Here is a 14,142-nt window from a genome sequence, read left to right as displayed (position 1 = left end):
CTCGATACAAAAACCCACACCCGTTTTCTACTCACCCGTGAGGGCTTCCACCAGCTCCGCCCCGTGCTCCCTGAAGAAGACCCGCGCGTCCTCCACGAGGGCCCTCACCACGTCCAGGGCGGCACGGTCCTCGGTCGGCCCCTGGCCATGCGTCCCCGCCTCCCTGGTACGCTCCAGCACCTTCTCGTAGAGGAGGGCACCATCTTCGATGCGCACGAGCCGGATATCCGCCCTCCCCTCGGCTACGTAGAGCTTGTAGGTCCTCCCCCCCATCTCCAGAGGGAAGACGCCGGTGGACTCGACGAGCACGAGGAGGGCATACGCCGTATCCTCGGTCTGCTTCACCTGCTCGAGGGCATCCCGCTCCCCCCTGAAGGCCTGAATGAAGAGCCCGGATGAGAGGTCACCCTCGTACAACTGCACGACATAGGGGATACCCGCGAGGGCCTCCTTCAAGACCTCGGCGATCCTCCCCTCCTCTTCGCCCGGCCGCACCAAGGGAATGAGGACCACCTTCCGGGACGGCGCTCGATACACGAAACGCACCACGAGCCGGTCGAAGACCATGCGGGGATCTCCTTCCCCCACCACGACCCGGGCCTCCACGATCTGTTCCTCCTTGGGATCGTCGAACGAGAGGATCACCGTCCCTGCCTGCCCGTATTCATTCGTGCGCACCACACGCTGCGAAAGCTCCCCCCCGCCGCTCACGAAGGAGAACACGACCGGCACGTCCGGCACCACCACCTTGCCGCCCGCACCGGTATAGGAGAGGATCACCTCGGGTTGGAGCTCGACCCCGAGCGTGGAGGCCGTCCGCTGCGTGAGGCCCTCCTCCAACCACGGGCTCGCGGGCTCGAGCAAGAGCCGGTCTTCCAGGCTCTCGAGTCTCTCCCTCACACGGGCCGCGAGATCCTCCCTTCCCTCGGCCTCGGCCCGGGAGAGGGCCCTCGCCATGAGCGAAAGCCCCTCGGAGAACGCCCCCTCGTCGAACAGGGAAGAGGCCCGGCCTATCATCGCCTCGATCTCGTCCCCTGCAGAGTCCACAGGGAGAACGGCCGACTCAGCCCTCTCGCCGGGTGACGTCGTACAGCCCGTCACCACGAAGAAGAGCACCACGCACACATGGTACCACCGTTTCATCGTCACCTCCTTGCCTTGGGGATCCCTCACTCACGAGCCTGGCCTTGCCGCCATGTCCTCGTGCTGCTCCCGGATCCATTCGTCGATCCTGTAGGCCGGGAGCGTGAACAGCACCTCCGAAGCCCTGGTCTCCCGGGGGAAGAGGAGGGAGAGCTCCTCCCACGCCCGCACCGCAGGGGCACGCATTGCCCGGTAGAGGTGAATGGGTCCTACGATAGAGAAGAACAGTCCCCCGAAGGCACAGCTCCACTCCGCGAATGTATGGTTGTTCGCCTTCCGTATGCGGTCCTCTATCTCCCGATGGAGACGGGCGGCCTCCTCGGGTGTATCCGCCGCGAGATAGTCGGGATAGCGTTCATAGGCTTCCGCGAGCAACTGCGCGCTGTTGTCGGTATAGAACAGGTAGACCGCAGCGATGTCGAGCGATATCCCCAGCGCCGTCTCGAGTATCGGCAGCACGAGGTCTCGTCCTCTCACCCCCTCACGGAGGTACCGCTCGTCCATCCTGTTCATGTGGAACCAGAGCCTCTCGTACCAGATCCTCCACGGATCCCTCACGAAGACCAGGAGGGGTCTGAGGGAAGCATAACGGGCCATCGCCTCTCCGAACCGGGACTCCCGGAAGAGTCGGAACACGTGGTACACCTGGGAGAGAAGGGCCTCCTCTGCACAGATTGCGAGGGCATCCCTCACCGCCGGATCGGACCTCACCTCCTCCGGAAGAGCCCCCTCGAGGGCCCTGATCCGCTGGAAAAAGAAGGGATCGGGGTCCAGGACCCGGCCCTCCACCTCCCTACGAAGATCCCCCACCTGTACGAGGGCCCTGAAGGCCCTCCTCCTTTCCCTGTAGGCTGCCAGCGAGGGAGCAAAGGAGACGTCGCCGAAGAGGGCCTCCCACTCGGCGAGGAGGGCTTCGAGCCGATCCCTCCGCCCCTCGAGGGCGGCACCTCTTATCCGATCCTCGAGGCCCTGGATACGCCGTTCCTCCTCGGGGAGAAGGCGCGGGATGCTCACGATGATCTTCCCCGTATCTGAGGCGGCCACGTCCACCGTGCCGCTCTGGATCTCCACGATCCGGCCGAAACGTCTCTGGCGCACCCTCCACGAGTGCGAGCCTGCGACCAGGGGGGCGAGGACCTTGAGACGGTCTCCGAGATCCACACCGTCCACCTCGAGCTGGAAACGACCGGGCTCCCCGAGATTCTGGACCACGAGCCGGCCCAGAGGCACCTCCCGTCCCAGAAGGATCGTGAGCACCTGTCCCATGGGAGCGACGAGGGCCTCGAAGAGGGCCTCTCCCCGGGAGATCCTCACCGAAGGGCCTCCGATGGCCGTGCCCCCCTTTGTGTCGTACACGAAGACGCTCAGGCGGTAGCCGTCGGCCCCCTCGCTGAACGAGAGTCTGACGAGGCGCTCCACCCCGTACTCCCGACCCACCTCCCGTACATCCCTCCCGGCATCCTCACCCTTCACCACTACCGGTTCGGTCTCCTCGAGTATCGCGAGATTACACACGAGGGCCCGGAGAAAGGTCTCCTTCACCGCGCGGGCCTGCACCTCCCCTCCAGAGAGGTCGTAGGGGACCACCCCCACCCTCACCGGTGCAGCGCAGAGGGTCGCCGCAACGAGGATCGAAAGCACGACGGGACACACCTTCCTCATGCATCACTCCCGTACGAAGAGCGTCCCCGGACTCACTCCATCGGTGTCGGCATAGAACACGAGGTACTTCTCGCCCGTGGAGACAGCCGCAGCCTCCACCCCCGTGGTGTATGTGTACACCGCGTAGGGGCTCCCCACCTTGTCCGAGGAGAGAGCCGGGTCCTTACGTGCCATCCTGAGCACCCCCGCCTCCTCGTAGAGGAGTCCCCAGCCGTCAGGTTCCCCCCATACCCCATAAACACCCCCGGCGGCCGGGAGCCCCCAGTCCCGCGTCCACAGGACCTGCTCTCCTGCTACTGCAATCCCCTGGAGGTCGCTCCCGTCAGTAGACAGGATGAGGTACGCCCCCAGCCCCTCACCGAAGGCCACCGGGAAAGGCCCTATCCCGGACAACGTCGCACCGAAGATGCCTCCACTTCCTACCTCCAGCGTATCCTGGGAGAGGGAGAAGGAGATACCGTAGATGGACGTGGCAGTGACCCCATTGTCGTCCCCTACCACGAGGAGTCCACCGCCCGTGCCATCACCCGCTGCCGAAAGGCTCACCACAGTCCCGCTCCCGGGTCCCAGATCCAGGTCCTGCACCACCACCGCAGGATCGCTCGAGCTGTCCAGGAGGACCAGGTGGATATCCCCCGTCCCATCCACGTACCCCACCACCCACCTCTCCCACCCCACCCACACCGGCTCGCTCACCGCAGCGAGCCCGGTCACCCCCCATCCCGAAGACTGGAAAGCCGACTCCACCTGGAGAGCCCCGTCCGAGGCCTCCACCACCCCCACCCACACCTCCCCCCCGTCCTCCACCACCAGGGTGCACGAGCCGTCCCCACCCCCCATCCTCACACCTGAGGGCACACTCCCCGTGTAAAGCGCGCCCGCCCCCGCCAGGAGCTCCCCCTCTCCGGAGACCACACACGCGCGCACCTCCGTAGCATCAACCCACGCCACCACGGCCTCCCCCCCGGTCCACGCAGCGGCGAGAGGTGTGAAGATCGAGGCCCCAAGATCCTGGGGTACGCTGTCCTCGTTGAGCAACTCTATGGCGAATGTGTCGGCGTTTTTTCCATAAGGGTCGAGAGGGTTGCTGAACTCGGGAAGGAGGAATCCACACGAAGAGAGCAACAGGAACATCGGGAACACGCACCACGGTACACGCTTCACAGGAACAACATACACCAAAAGGGAGGAGAGTTCAAACCCTTCTTTTTTTCGGGTCTTTCTGGTACTACTATATCCACGCGTATACCCACGCCGGACGTACAGGAGGTATCGTGCGCAGGTTCGTCTCCGCCCTCTGTTTCATCCTCGTCGTCTTCCCCGCGTTCCCCCAAGAGGTCCCCCGCTACCGCCTCACCCCCACCACCCTCTTCACCTCGCTCGACGGAGGCGCCGCCTGGCAGGAACACCCCCTCCCCGCCCACCTTTATCCCCTCACCACCCTCACCTGGGACCGCACCGACCCCCACACTCTCATCCTCGCCACCCAACACGAGCTCCTCGTCACACGGGATGCAGGTCTCACCTGGAAGACCCTCGACCTCCGCGGCCCCCTCAACGCCTCCACCCACATCCGCGCCCTCGCGCTCACCGGGTCATCCACCCTCCTCGCAGGCACCTCCTTCGACGGCCTCTTCCGAAGCCGCGACGGCGGCGTCACCTGGGAGGAAGTACCCCTCCCGGAGGAACTTCCCTTTTACCTGGGCGGCGGATTCCACGAGGAAGTGGCGGGCATCGCCCCCCTCGAGGACGGCATCGCCATCCTCCTCGGATTCGGGAAGGGAGCCTATCTCCTCCCGCCGGGATCCCCCTCACCCCGCCCCATCCCCAATCCCGTCCTCATCGAACGGCGGTTCCCCGAGTGGGGTCTCGACCTCCAGAAGATCCTCAGACAGGGCGAGGTCCTCATCCTCCCCGATCAGACCCTCATCACCCCCGTCGTGCGAACCGCGGGAAAAGACCCGCAGCGTACACGGCGCAGGGAAAAGGCCTCGGGCAAACACGCCATCTATCTCCGGGCCCCTCTCGCCACCCCCGAACACCTCCCCCGCTACATCGAGCTCCTCGAGGCACACGGCTTCAACGCCGTGGTCATCGACTTCAAGGACGAGAACGGCTCCCTTCGCTACGAGAGCTCCCTCCCCCTCGCCCGCGCCATGGGCGCGGTTCGCCCCCTCTTCGACGCCCGTACGCTCATCGAGACCCTCCACGCCCACGGCATCTACGTGATCGCACGGCTCCCCGTGTTCAAGGACAAGGCCCTCGCCCTCTACGACGGCGGCACCTATGCCTTCCTCGACAGGAAGACAGGAAAGCCCTGGGGCGTGTTCCGCACCTACACCGACGAGGAGACGGGCGAGACGAGAACCGAGCAGGTGGAGTTCTGGGTCGATCCATACAACGAGGAGGTACGCGCGTACAACGCCGCCATCGCCGAGGAGGTGGCCTCCCTCGGAGTGGACGAAATCCAGTTCGACTACATCAGGTTTCCCTCCGACGGCGACACCTCCACCCTCACCTCCCGCTACAAACGGCCGGACGAGACCCCCACCGATGCCCTGATCGCCTTTCTCTCCGACGTGAGGGACAGGGTCTCCGTACCCATCAGCCTCGACGTCTTCGGATTCAACGCCACCAGCAGGACGAGCTACCTCGGACAGGACATCACCCGTCTCTGGCCCTACATCGATGTGCTCTGCCCCATGTACTATCCCTCCCACTACAGCAAGGCCTTCCTCCCACACCTCCCCTACCTTGAAAGGGCGAGGTGGATCTACCGGGAGAGCACCCTGAGGGCCCGCGAGATGACCGAGGGCCAGATCCTCATCAGGCCCTACGTCCAGACCTTCCTCATCGGAGGGGAGCGGAGTTTCGAGGAGGAGACCTACTACACCTACTTCAAGCGCCAGATCCAGGGGGTCATCGAGGCGCAGGCCGACGGGTTCACCTGCTGGAACGCCTCGGGCAACTACTACATGATCCCCCCCGATTTCACCCTCCGGCCTCCCGAACCCACATCGGCCGCCCGGCTCGACTAGTCCACGAGGAAGATCCGGTTCTTCCCCTCCGCCTTTGCCTTGTACATGGCCTGATCGGCCCGACGGACGAAGTCCTCTATCGCATCCCCCTCGCGGTACTCCACCACCCCCACACTCGCCGTCACCTTCACCTTCTCCTTCCCGCGGAACGAACAGACCTCTATGCGCCTCCTCACACGCTCGGCCGCGACACACCCCTCTTCGGCACCGGTCTCGGGAAGGATGATCACGAACTCCTCACCGCCGTACCTGTAGGCCGAGTCGTTCTCCCTGAGCGACTCCCTGAGCACCCGTGCCACCTTGCGCAGGACCCTGTCCCCTGCGAGGTGCCCGTAGGTGTCGTTGAACCGTTTGAAATCATCGAGATCGATGAACAGGAGCGAAAGTGGCCTCCCGTAGCGACGACTCCGCGCAATCTCCTCCTCCAGCCTCCGGTAGAAGTAGCGGGCGTTGTAGAGCCCGGTGAGGTCGTCGGTGATGGAGAGCTCGATCAGCCTGCGCTGTTTCTCGGAGAGTTCCGAGATCGTCATCCGATACATTCTGATGAGGAGCATCACGCCGATGGTGACTCCCGTGAGGGCCACTACGTAGAAGCCATTGAGCACTGCGATGACCACGGATCCCGGCCAGAAGGCCGCGGCGAGGAGCTCCCCCCATACCGCCACCACGAGGGCCCAGATCCCCAGGAAAAGGGTGAGCATATACCGAAGCTGCACGAACTCCTTCCTGAGGAGTACGAGCCACGTGAGGGCGATGACGAGCATCGCCACCCTGAAGAACATCCACACATCCCAGTACGGCACCTCGAACGGGAAGCTCACCCAGAAGGCCAGAGCCTCCACAACCATGGTCGCCACGAGCACCACAACCGCATGGTATGTTCGCAGTCTCATCTTTCCTCCTCAGTATGGACACCCTCGGCCCTGGTCAGTATAGTGCAAGCCATGCCGCTTTTCATGGTCACAGGACTCGCCGTGAGCCTCGCGATCGACGCGTGTGCGGCCGCAGCCTCCCTCGCCTGTTCTCACCCCGGCCTCAAGAGGAGGATCCTCCTTCTCATCGCCCTCTCGTTCGGGGCCTTCCAGGCCGGCATGACCTTCCTGGGCATCTTCACCGCTTCCTCCTTCATACACCTCATCCAGCAGTGGGACCACTGGATCGCCTTCCTCCTCCTCGCCGTCACGGGGAGCAAGATGATCCGCGAAGGACTCCTCTACCGGGAGGAAGGGGCGTGCAGGGACGCCGACCCCCCGAGCCTGTGGAAGGTGCTCTCGCTCTCGGTGGCCACCAGCCTGGACGCCCTCGCCGTGGGACTCACCCTGGGATTCCTCTCCCGCGCCTTCCTCCTCCCCGTGCTGCTCATCGGCCTCGTCACCCTCGGCCTGAGCTTCCTCTCCGGCCTCGCCGGGAAGTATCTCGCCACCTTCATCGAACGCTATGCAGAGATGGCCGGCGGACTCGTCCTGTGGGCCGTAGGGATCCGCACCCTCCTCACCCACCTCCTCTAGCGGTCCGCAGGGCCTCGTATGCCACCGCGTTCTTCCCGAAGAGGAGGAACGCGATCCTGTAGGTTCCATAGGCGAAGAACGGAGCGGCATACACGTCGATAGTGTAGTGCATGTGCATGAGCAGAACGCAGGCCGCCTCGAGGAACGTGGACCCGAGGAATGCCCACGAGAGCGGACGGGACGAGTGCCTCACGAGGAGGAAGGAGAGGAACATGAAAGCCGTGTGCCCCGAGAAGAACAGGTCGTTCTCTATGGGATCGAAGGTGTCGAAGATGGCATCAGCGGGTGCCGTGAGGGCGGTGGTGGGAAGCCCGGCGAACTTGAGAGCGTAGAGCAGGGAATACACCTTGAGGTAGAAAGGCAGCCGTTCGGGACAGGTGAGCACCACGTGGAGCACGAGGAGCGTACCCATGAGCACGATATACGTGGAGACGAAGAAATCGAGGTTGTAGGGACCTGCGAGCTCGAGGATCCTGTCGGGGATGGGGTTGGGAGGCAGGGCAGCGAGATACTCCCGGAGCCACTCCAGGTACACCACCCGTACGAGAAAGAAGAGCAGGCTCCCGGAGGCGAGGAGATCCCCCAGATACCTCTTCGAGGATAACAGAGGGCGGACACGACTCCACCACCCGAGGAGAAATGAACGTCCATGATCCTGCACCGACATTCGGCCGCTCCCCTCTCCATGATCGGCACTCATCCGGCCCTCCCTCCTTTCGCGAGACTCCTCCCCCCTGCCATCACGCCGAGGATCCGCTCCGCCCCCTCCCGTATCTCCTCGCCCGCGGGGCTGTACTTGAAGGCGAAGAACACCCCCAGTCCCGCGTGCAGGGCATCGTGGAGCACGTTGCTCAGGAGCTTCACATAGGCGGCCTTGTGGGGCTCCCCTCCCGGCACCCGGAACAGGAACCGCTGAAACCCCCATCGTTGGACGAGCCTCGAGACCTGCTCCATGAAGGGGGGGAAGAGTCTGCCCACGAGATCGACGTACTTCTCGTGGTAGAGGGCGTCCTTCGAGACCAGGTACCTGATCTGAGCCGCCCTGTCCCGCCGGATACGCCCGCCCTCCTTCTTCAGCGGGACGAAGCCCCTGATCAGCCGGGCCACGGAGGGGTTGGCCGCCAGCATGTGGAGGGCGAGGGAGGCGAGGAGCATCCCCCCCAGGTTCCTGAGGAACCCATCCCTCATCCCGTAGGGGAGCAACAGGGTGAGCACATCCCGCACATGTTCGTAGAGCACCCGATCCGGAACACTCCGACCCTCCACCCGTGCATCGAGGAGCCCTCTCACCCGGCAGAGCGCCCTCCATAACGAGGTCCTTGCGAGCATCTCCGCGAACCGCACGAGCTCGGCCTTTCCCTCGACGAGCCGTTCCACCTCCTCCACCCCGAGAAGCCTCTCCATGCTCGAAAGAAACGAGCGCGCCGCATCTCCGGCATCCAGGTCGGGGTGCTCGTGCAACCACTTCGTCCACAGCGACGTGACATGAGAGGGGAGGGAGAGACGTACCGCCCACAGATCCAGGAGTCTGCGGGAGAGCACCTCGAGGGTCTCTCCCAGACGAGCATCGAGCACCACATCGAGCGAAGGTTCGGCCTTGAGGAGGTCGAGCGTGGCGTCGTACGGTACACGGGCCACGGTGAGGATACGCTCCCGCTCAGAGTGCGAGAGACGCATCTCCTCTGGAGCGAAACGGTTGTAGGTCCCCACCACATCATCCGGGAGGAAACCATCCCAGACCGACGGACTGTACCGGTTGAACCAGAGCATGGCCTTCGCAGAAGATTGCACATCGAAAAGCGCCCTCAGATAGCCGCCGGTGGATACGTGGGCGGTGGGTTCCGAGGTGGTCACCACCAGGACGTGTGAGAGACAAGGGAGGAAGGCGAGGCTCTCCTCCTGTGAGATCCCCGGCGGAAAGTCCACGATCACCACGTCATAGCGGGCTTCGACCTCGTGCCACAACGAACGGAAGACCAGATCGGCGATCCTGTCCGGCGCAGGCCTGAAGGAGGAAGGCGGAAAGAGGAGGTGGAACCTCGGAAGGTACCGGTAGGACGCATCGTCCAGTCCGGCCCCGTCATTCGGATACCTCACCCCAGAGAGTTCGGAGAGGGGGATGTCCAGGACCACGTGGAGATTGGCGAGGGGATCGAGATCGAGGAGGGCCACCCTGAGGCCCCTCCTCGCATACCAGAGCCCCAGGTTCACGGCCGTGGTCGTCTTCCCCACCCCGCCCTTTCCCGAGGCTACACCCAGGACATACGTACCCATCGTCTGGAGTATACGAGACCTCCCCTTCCCGTGCAATAATCACCTGAAGATGAGACGCAGACGCTCCTCCAGCACCTTGAGCCGGACGGGCTTGGCGATGTAGGCATCACACCCCGCGCGCACGGCCGACTCCACCACGTGCCTCTGCGTGTCCCCGCTTATCACCAGTTTCTTCGAGAACCATCCCCCACCGACCTCCCGCTCCCTCCGGATGAAAGACGCGAGCAGCGAGAGGCCGTCCTCGTCGGGAAGGTGCAGATCGACGCTGATGCAGTCGTAGGGAAGCCCCTCTTCGATGGCCCTCTCGAAGAGGACCCGTGCATCCCGTCCGGACGGAGCACTGTCCACCGCTCCATAGCGGGAGAAGAACGCGGAAAGTTTCTCCCGGGAGAGAAACTCGTCCTCAACCACCAGCACCCTCATAGTATCAAGTGTGGAACACCTCTCCCGGGAGCGCAAGCCTCTTCCCTACACCTCGAGGAGCTCCCCCGCCTTTTTCAGCCAGTCGATGATCTCGATCTGCTGGGGACACTTCGTCTCACACTCGCCGCACGCCACACAGTCCGAAGCCCGATGCCCCTCCGGGATCCACCTGTAGGCCCCACGCGCGTTCCCCACGTTCCCGAAGATCTCCGCATCGTTGTAGATCTTGAAGATCCGAGGAATCTCCACATCGTGGGGACAGGGCTGGCAGTAGTTGCATGAGGTGCAGGGGATCACCTTGGAGGACTCGAGCACCTCCCTCACCCGCACGATCACTTCCAGATCTTCGGGGGGGAGATTCCCCGGCGCGCCCCCCTCGGTGGAGGCGATCCTCACGTTCTCCTCCACCTGCTCGATGGTACTCATCCCGCTGAGTACGAGTGAGATCTTCGGATTGTTCCAGAGCCACCTGAGGGCCCACTCCACAGGCGACCACGGCCTTCCGCTCTGCGCCCACACCGGCTCCAGCCTGGGAATCCTCCCCGCGAGATATCCCCCGAGGAGGGGTTCCATCACGACCACCCCCAGCCCCCGCTCGACCGCATAGTTGAGGCCCTCGGTGCCCGCCTGCTCGTACTCGTTCATGTAGTTGTACTGGATCTGACAGAAATCCCACCCTTCTCCCAGAGCGTCCACGTATCTCTTGAACTCGGAAATCTCGTCATGGAAGGAAAACCCGATGAACCGGATCGCCCCCTCTTCTTTCTTCTTCTGAATCCACTCGAGGGCACCCGAAGCCTCCACCCTCCTCCAGTTCTCCTTGTTGAGGGAGTGGAGGAGATAGAAATCCACGTAGTCGGTCTTGAGCCTCCTCCGCTGTTCGTCGAAAATCCTGTCGAGATCGGCCCCTGTCTTCACCTCCCACATGGGCATCTTGGTGGCAAGGAAGACCCGATCCCTCAACCCGTGTCGTTCCAGGACATTCCCCACGAAAGGCTCGCTCCTTCCTCCGTGATAGGGCCAGGCCGTATCGAGGTAGTTCACCCCGTGCTCGATCGCATAGAGGAGCATCCTCTCGGCCTGCGTCTCATCGATCCGGCTGCCGTCCCCTCCCTTCGTGGGGAACCGCATACAGCCGAACCCAAGCGCAGAGACCTCGACCCCGGTGCGTCCCATCGTCCGATAGTACATAAAACCTCCTCTATGTAGCAAAAATCAAATCAGATTCGATAATGATAGCACGCGAACCTATTTCTCGACACCCCTCGTCCAGCCCGTTTCGGGGTCGAGCAGGAGCCCGTCCTCATAGGAGTACCCCCCCTTCTTGAAGACCACCAGCTCCCCGAGAAAGAAGTTGATCACGCCGGAAACCGTGAGGGCACCCAGGTTACACCACACCACGTCCCAGTGAAAGAGCCGCTCGAGGAGGAGGAGGAGGACCATCTTCACCCCGAAACCGAAGAGCACGGAGAGGTTGTAAGGGAGGAGCCTCCGAAAGAAGTCCGCCGGCCCCCGGTGGCGTATCCGCTTCCGCCATATCCAGAAATAGGAGATCGTGTAGTTATGGAGCATCGCCACCTCGAACGAGAGGGCAGGGGCGACGAGGTATTTCCCTACGTAGGAGGAGAACAGAAACGTACTCGCCAGCCACAGCACGAAGGTGTCCACCCCCGTTCCCACCAACCTGCTCGCGAAGAACTTGAGGAATCGCACGAACATGAAACGACCTCCTATGAACGGGGAGGATCGACCTTCTCATATTCCCTGCGCGCCGTGAGGAAGAAGTAGAAATAGAGGAAGAAAAGGACGAGAGCCACCACCAGGGCGAAGAGGTCGAAGTACTTCATGCCGATGCCCAGGACCCTCACCGATGGGTTGTCCGTAGGGATGAAGTAGAAGAGCCCATTGAGTACGATGATACCCAACCTGAGCTCGGTAGGACCGAATCCGCCGTAGGAGATCTTGAAGACCTCGCGGAGATAGGTGTTGATGTACGTGAAGATACTCAAGAGATAGTACCCGATGAGTATGAGGAGCACCACCGAGAGGGAGACGAAGGGAGAGATCCCCGCGCCGATACCGATCACCAACGCGGTGAGTGCATCCACATTGTGATCGAGGAAGAACCCGTAGGTGGGCCGCTGGATCTTCCGCACCCTCGCGAGGGTGCCGTCGAGGCTGTCCCCGAACCAGTTGATCACGAAGCCCAGAGAAGAGACCCAGAGGAACCCCTTCCCCCAGGTGGTGAGCACGTAGCCAGCTCCCGCCACGAGGGCCCCGAAAAACCCGAACCACGTGAGGTGATCGGGGACCACCCAGCGCGGAAGACGGCCCGCGATCCACTCCAGCGCCTTTCGCTCCGGTCCGCTGAGAAACGACTCTTGAATCCGTCTCGCATCCTTCCGTTCCATGAGAAAATACTACGCCATTCTCCCCGATCCGGCAAGGAGAAGGGGGTTATCCTCTCCACCTGGCCGAGTACGGACAGTACGCTGTTCCATGGGTGGCCGCATCCCCTCCGAATCAGGGCGTAAGGTGCAAGCCTACCTCTCGGAATTCCTCTCCCCCAACATCATACCCCCTCCCCCTCATACCACATCACCTCCTGGCTATTCTCTCCTAAATAAAGAGCAGTCCCCTACTCACCTCTCCTCTCTTTTCTCCTCTCATCTAAAAACCTCTCAAAACCCACCCTCTCTTCGTCATGCTTTTGAAAAAAGTCCATAATGTCTTCAAAATATTTCTCGCTATACTCAGCGGATATGTCAATTTTATCAATACAGTCCTTCATATCCACATCTATCGGTGAGAATAACTTCGCTTTTGGCATGAACAGTTGGGTTTTCCTTCCTGTCTTTTTATATATAATGTATTCCAGTAAGGGAAGCATGTATATTCTCGATTTTTCATCAATAGAAGAATACCATATCAATTCAATAAGTGTCGCATATGATATTGGATGAACTTTAAACACACATAAAGGATGAGCATACTCCAGCCCAAAACGGTACGTCTTCACCTCAAAGCTCCGCTCCTCAAGAAAATGGAATTTGTCTTCCGCGTACGTCACAAGAAACTCGGCTCTCTCTCGTATAGATGATCCCTCCCATCTCATAGCAATCCCTCCTTACTATTCGGTTGTCCGAGGCGGTAACAACATGGTGTACTCTCTATTCCATGTGTATCCAGCGGAAAGCAACATACCAATTTCCCTCCCCAACCAGGGTCCCTTCTCCGTATCATAAAAATTAATCCCTGTGTCCTTACTATATGCTTCGGCTATGGATGGATCAAATCTCCCTGCGAACAATACCACATCCCCCTCTCGATGATACCCTCAATGTAGGCTCTGTTCTTCTCCTTCGTCCACCCCTCAGACGGAAGATAGTTCGCGCCTATCTCCATCGCATACTTCTCATAGATCCCCATCCCTTCGCTTCCCCCCTTCGGCCCTATCACCGACACATCACTCCCAGGATTCGCAAGAAGATACGTGTACACCTCCCTCACATCCGCCTCACTATACCCCTTCGCCAGCATCCCTCCTGCCGCAACGGCCGCCCTCATGTACGTATGGGCTGGCACCTCGTACCGCCTCTCAAACAATCGCCTCGTCCCCACTATCGATGCCTTCACCCCCGCATACCAGTTCCCCGGGCTCTTCCAGATAAAGGCTGCCCCCTTCAGAAACAGTCCATAGTGAGGAAGTCCTCTCTTGTTGACGAACTCTCCAAATGAAGTGAAAGCGGCCCCCACCTGCTGAAGGGTATTCCATGTCTGTTGGAGGACATTCTCTCCCCCATCCGGATCCACGTACCGTAAGGGGGGTGTAGCTGCAGTAGCCGTACCATATGGTCGCCTCGGCAAGGCTGTACCCACTCCGGGGAGCGCCGTCCTCCATGGGGGAGACGAGCCGCGTCCCCTCAGGATCAGGACTTAAGGTGCAGGCCCACCTCGGCCCGGTAGTACCGCGCGCCAAAGTAGTACAGCCCGCTCTCTTCGTCCCACTCCTTGCCCGCATACCGGTACCGCACCTCGGGCCGTCCCGCCCACTCGTCGTGCGCCCACCGCCACTCCACCCACAGACCATCCTC

General features: G+C 61.9%; 15 protein-coding genes. 2 read left to right on the top strand and 13 right to left on the bottom strand.

Annotated elements, in window-relative coordinates; all coding sequences use genetic code 11:
* Positions 1–27: 27 nt before the first annotated feature.
* The 3 genes from STHERM_RS00405 to STHERM_RS00395 are packed head-to-tail and all read right to left on the bottom strand — an operon-like array spanning position 28 to position 3,969.
* Entirely contained in the window at positions 28–1,143 is a 1,116-nt protein-coding gene (locus STHERM_RS00405) for a hypothetical protein (RefSeq protein ID WP_041623077.1), read from the bottom strand.
* Positions 1,144–1,173: 30 nt separating this feature from the next.
* Positions 1,174–2,805 carry a hypothetical protein gene (locus STHERM_RS00400; RefSeq protein WP_013312897.1) on the bottom strand — a complete coding sequence of 544 codons (1,632 nt, stop codon included), beginning with the start codon at positions 2,803–2,805 and terminating at the stop codon, positions 1,174–1,176.
* A 3-nt stretch (positions 2,806–2,808) separates the two neighbouring features.
* Entirely contained in the window at positions 2,809–3,969 is a 1,161-nt protein-coding gene (locus tag STHERM_RS00395) for a hypothetical protein (protein ID WP_237223303.1), read from the bottom strand.
* A gap of 110 nt (positions 3,970–4,079) precedes the next feature.
* Between STHERM_RS00395 and STHERM_RS00390 the strand changes: the two genes are divergently transcribed.
* The gene (locus STHERM_RS00390; protein ID WP_013312895.1) at positions 4,080–5,843 is read left to right on the top strand and encodes a putative glycoside hydrolase; all 1,764 of its coding nucleotides are present in this window, start codon (positions 4,080–4,082) and stop codon (positions 5,841–5,843) included.
* Here STHERM_RS00390 and STHERM_RS00385 read toward each other — a convergent pair.
* Positions 5,840–6,736, bottom strand: coding sequence for a GGDEF domain-containing protein (locus STHERM_RS00385; RefSeq protein WP_013312894.1), 897 nt, complete (start codon positions 6,734–6,736; stop codon positions 5,840–5,842). The two genes, STHERM_RS00390 and STHERM_RS00385, sit on opposite strands and share 4 nt — an antisense overlap.
* Positions 6,737–6,787: 51 nt before the next feature.
* Between STHERM_RS00385 and STHERM_RS00380 the strand changes: the two genes are divergently transcribed.
* Positions 6,788–7,351 (top strand): manganese efflux pump MntP family protein, encoded by a 564-nt coding sequence (locus STHERM_RS00380; protein ID WP_041623075.1) that lies wholly within the window; start codon positions 6,788–6,790, stop codon positions 7,349–7,351.
* On the opposite strand, the gene STHERM_RS00375 is transcribed toward STHERM_RS00380, so the two are convergent.
* From STHERM_RS00375 to STHERM_RS11665, 9 genes are all read right to left on the bottom strand, one after another.
* Positions 7,335–8,051, bottom strand: coding sequence for a phosphatase PAP2-related protein (locus tag STHERM_RS00375; RefSeq protein ID WP_013312893.1), 717 nt, complete (start codon positions 8,049–8,051; stop codon positions 7,335–7,337). The two genes, STHERM_RS00380 and STHERM_RS00375, sit on opposite strands and share 17 nt — an antisense overlap.
* Positions 8,048–9,625 (bottom strand): P-loop NTPase, encoded by a 1,578-nt coding sequence (locus STHERM_RS00370; protein ID WP_013312892.1) that lies wholly within the window; start codon positions 9,623–9,625, stop codon positions 8,048–8,050. The genes STHERM_RS00375 and STHERM_RS00370 overlap by 4 nt, the downstream gene beginning before the upstream one ends.
* A 39-nt stretch (positions 9,626–9,664) precedes the next feature.
* On the bottom strand, positions 9,665–10,048 hold the full coding sequence (locus STHERM_RS00365) for a response regulator (RefSeq protein WP_013312891.1): 384 nt from the start codon (positions 10,046–10,048) through the stop codon (positions 9,665–9,667).
* A gap of 45 nt (positions 10,049–10,093) precedes the next feature.
* Positions 10,094–11,239, bottom strand: a complete 1,146-nt coding sequence (locus tag STHERM_RS00360; protein WP_013312890.1) for an aldo/keto reductase — start codon at positions 11,237–11,239, stop codon at positions 10,094–10,096.
* A 57-nt stretch (positions 11,240–11,296) separates the two neighbouring features.
* Positions 11,297–11,767 carry a GtrA family protein gene (locus tag STHERM_RS00355; protein ID WP_013312889.1) on the bottom strand — a complete coding sequence of 157 codons (471 nt, stop codon included), beginning with the start codon at positions 11,765–11,767 and terminating at the stop codon, positions 11,297–11,299.
* A gap of 11 nt (positions 11,768–11,778) precedes the next feature.
* Complete coding sequence (locus STHERM_RS00350) at positions 11,779–12,459, bottom strand: CDP-alcohol phosphatidyltransferase family protein (RefSeq protein ID WP_013312888.1); 681 nt, start codon at positions 12,457–12,459, stop codon at positions 11,779–11,781.
* 227 nt (positions 12,460–12,686) lie between these two features.
* A complete protein-coding gene (locus STHERM_RS00345; protein ID WP_013312887.1) occupies positions 12,687–13,163 on the bottom strand; it encodes a hypothetical protein in 477 nt (158 codons plus the stop codon).
* Positions 13,164–13,327: 164 nt separating this feature from the next.
* Positions 13,328–13,861: a hypothetical protein gene (locus STHERM_RS00340; protein ID WP_041623073.1), complete on the bottom strand. Its 534-nt coding sequence runs from the start codon at positions 13,859–13,861 to the stop codon at positions 13,328–13,330.
* 116 nt (positions 13,862–13,977) lie between these two features.
* Positions 13,978–14,127 (bottom strand): RHS repeat-associated core domain-containing protein, encoded by a 150-nt coding sequence (locus STHERM_RS11665; RefSeq protein WP_158304540.1) that lies wholly within the window; start codon positions 14,125–14,127, stop codon positions 13,978–13,980.
* Positions 14,128–14,142: the final 15 nt, after the last annotated feature.

Origin of the sequence: Spirochaeta thermophila DSM 6192 (genome assembly GCF_000147075.1) — a bacterium.
Taxonomy (GTDB): domain Bacteria; phylum Spirochaetota; class Spirochaetia; order Winmispirales; family Winmispiraceae; genus Winmispira; species Winmispira thermophila_A.
Note: the sequence above shows the minus strand (reverse complement) of the source record. Positions and strands in the feature narration are given on the sequence as shown.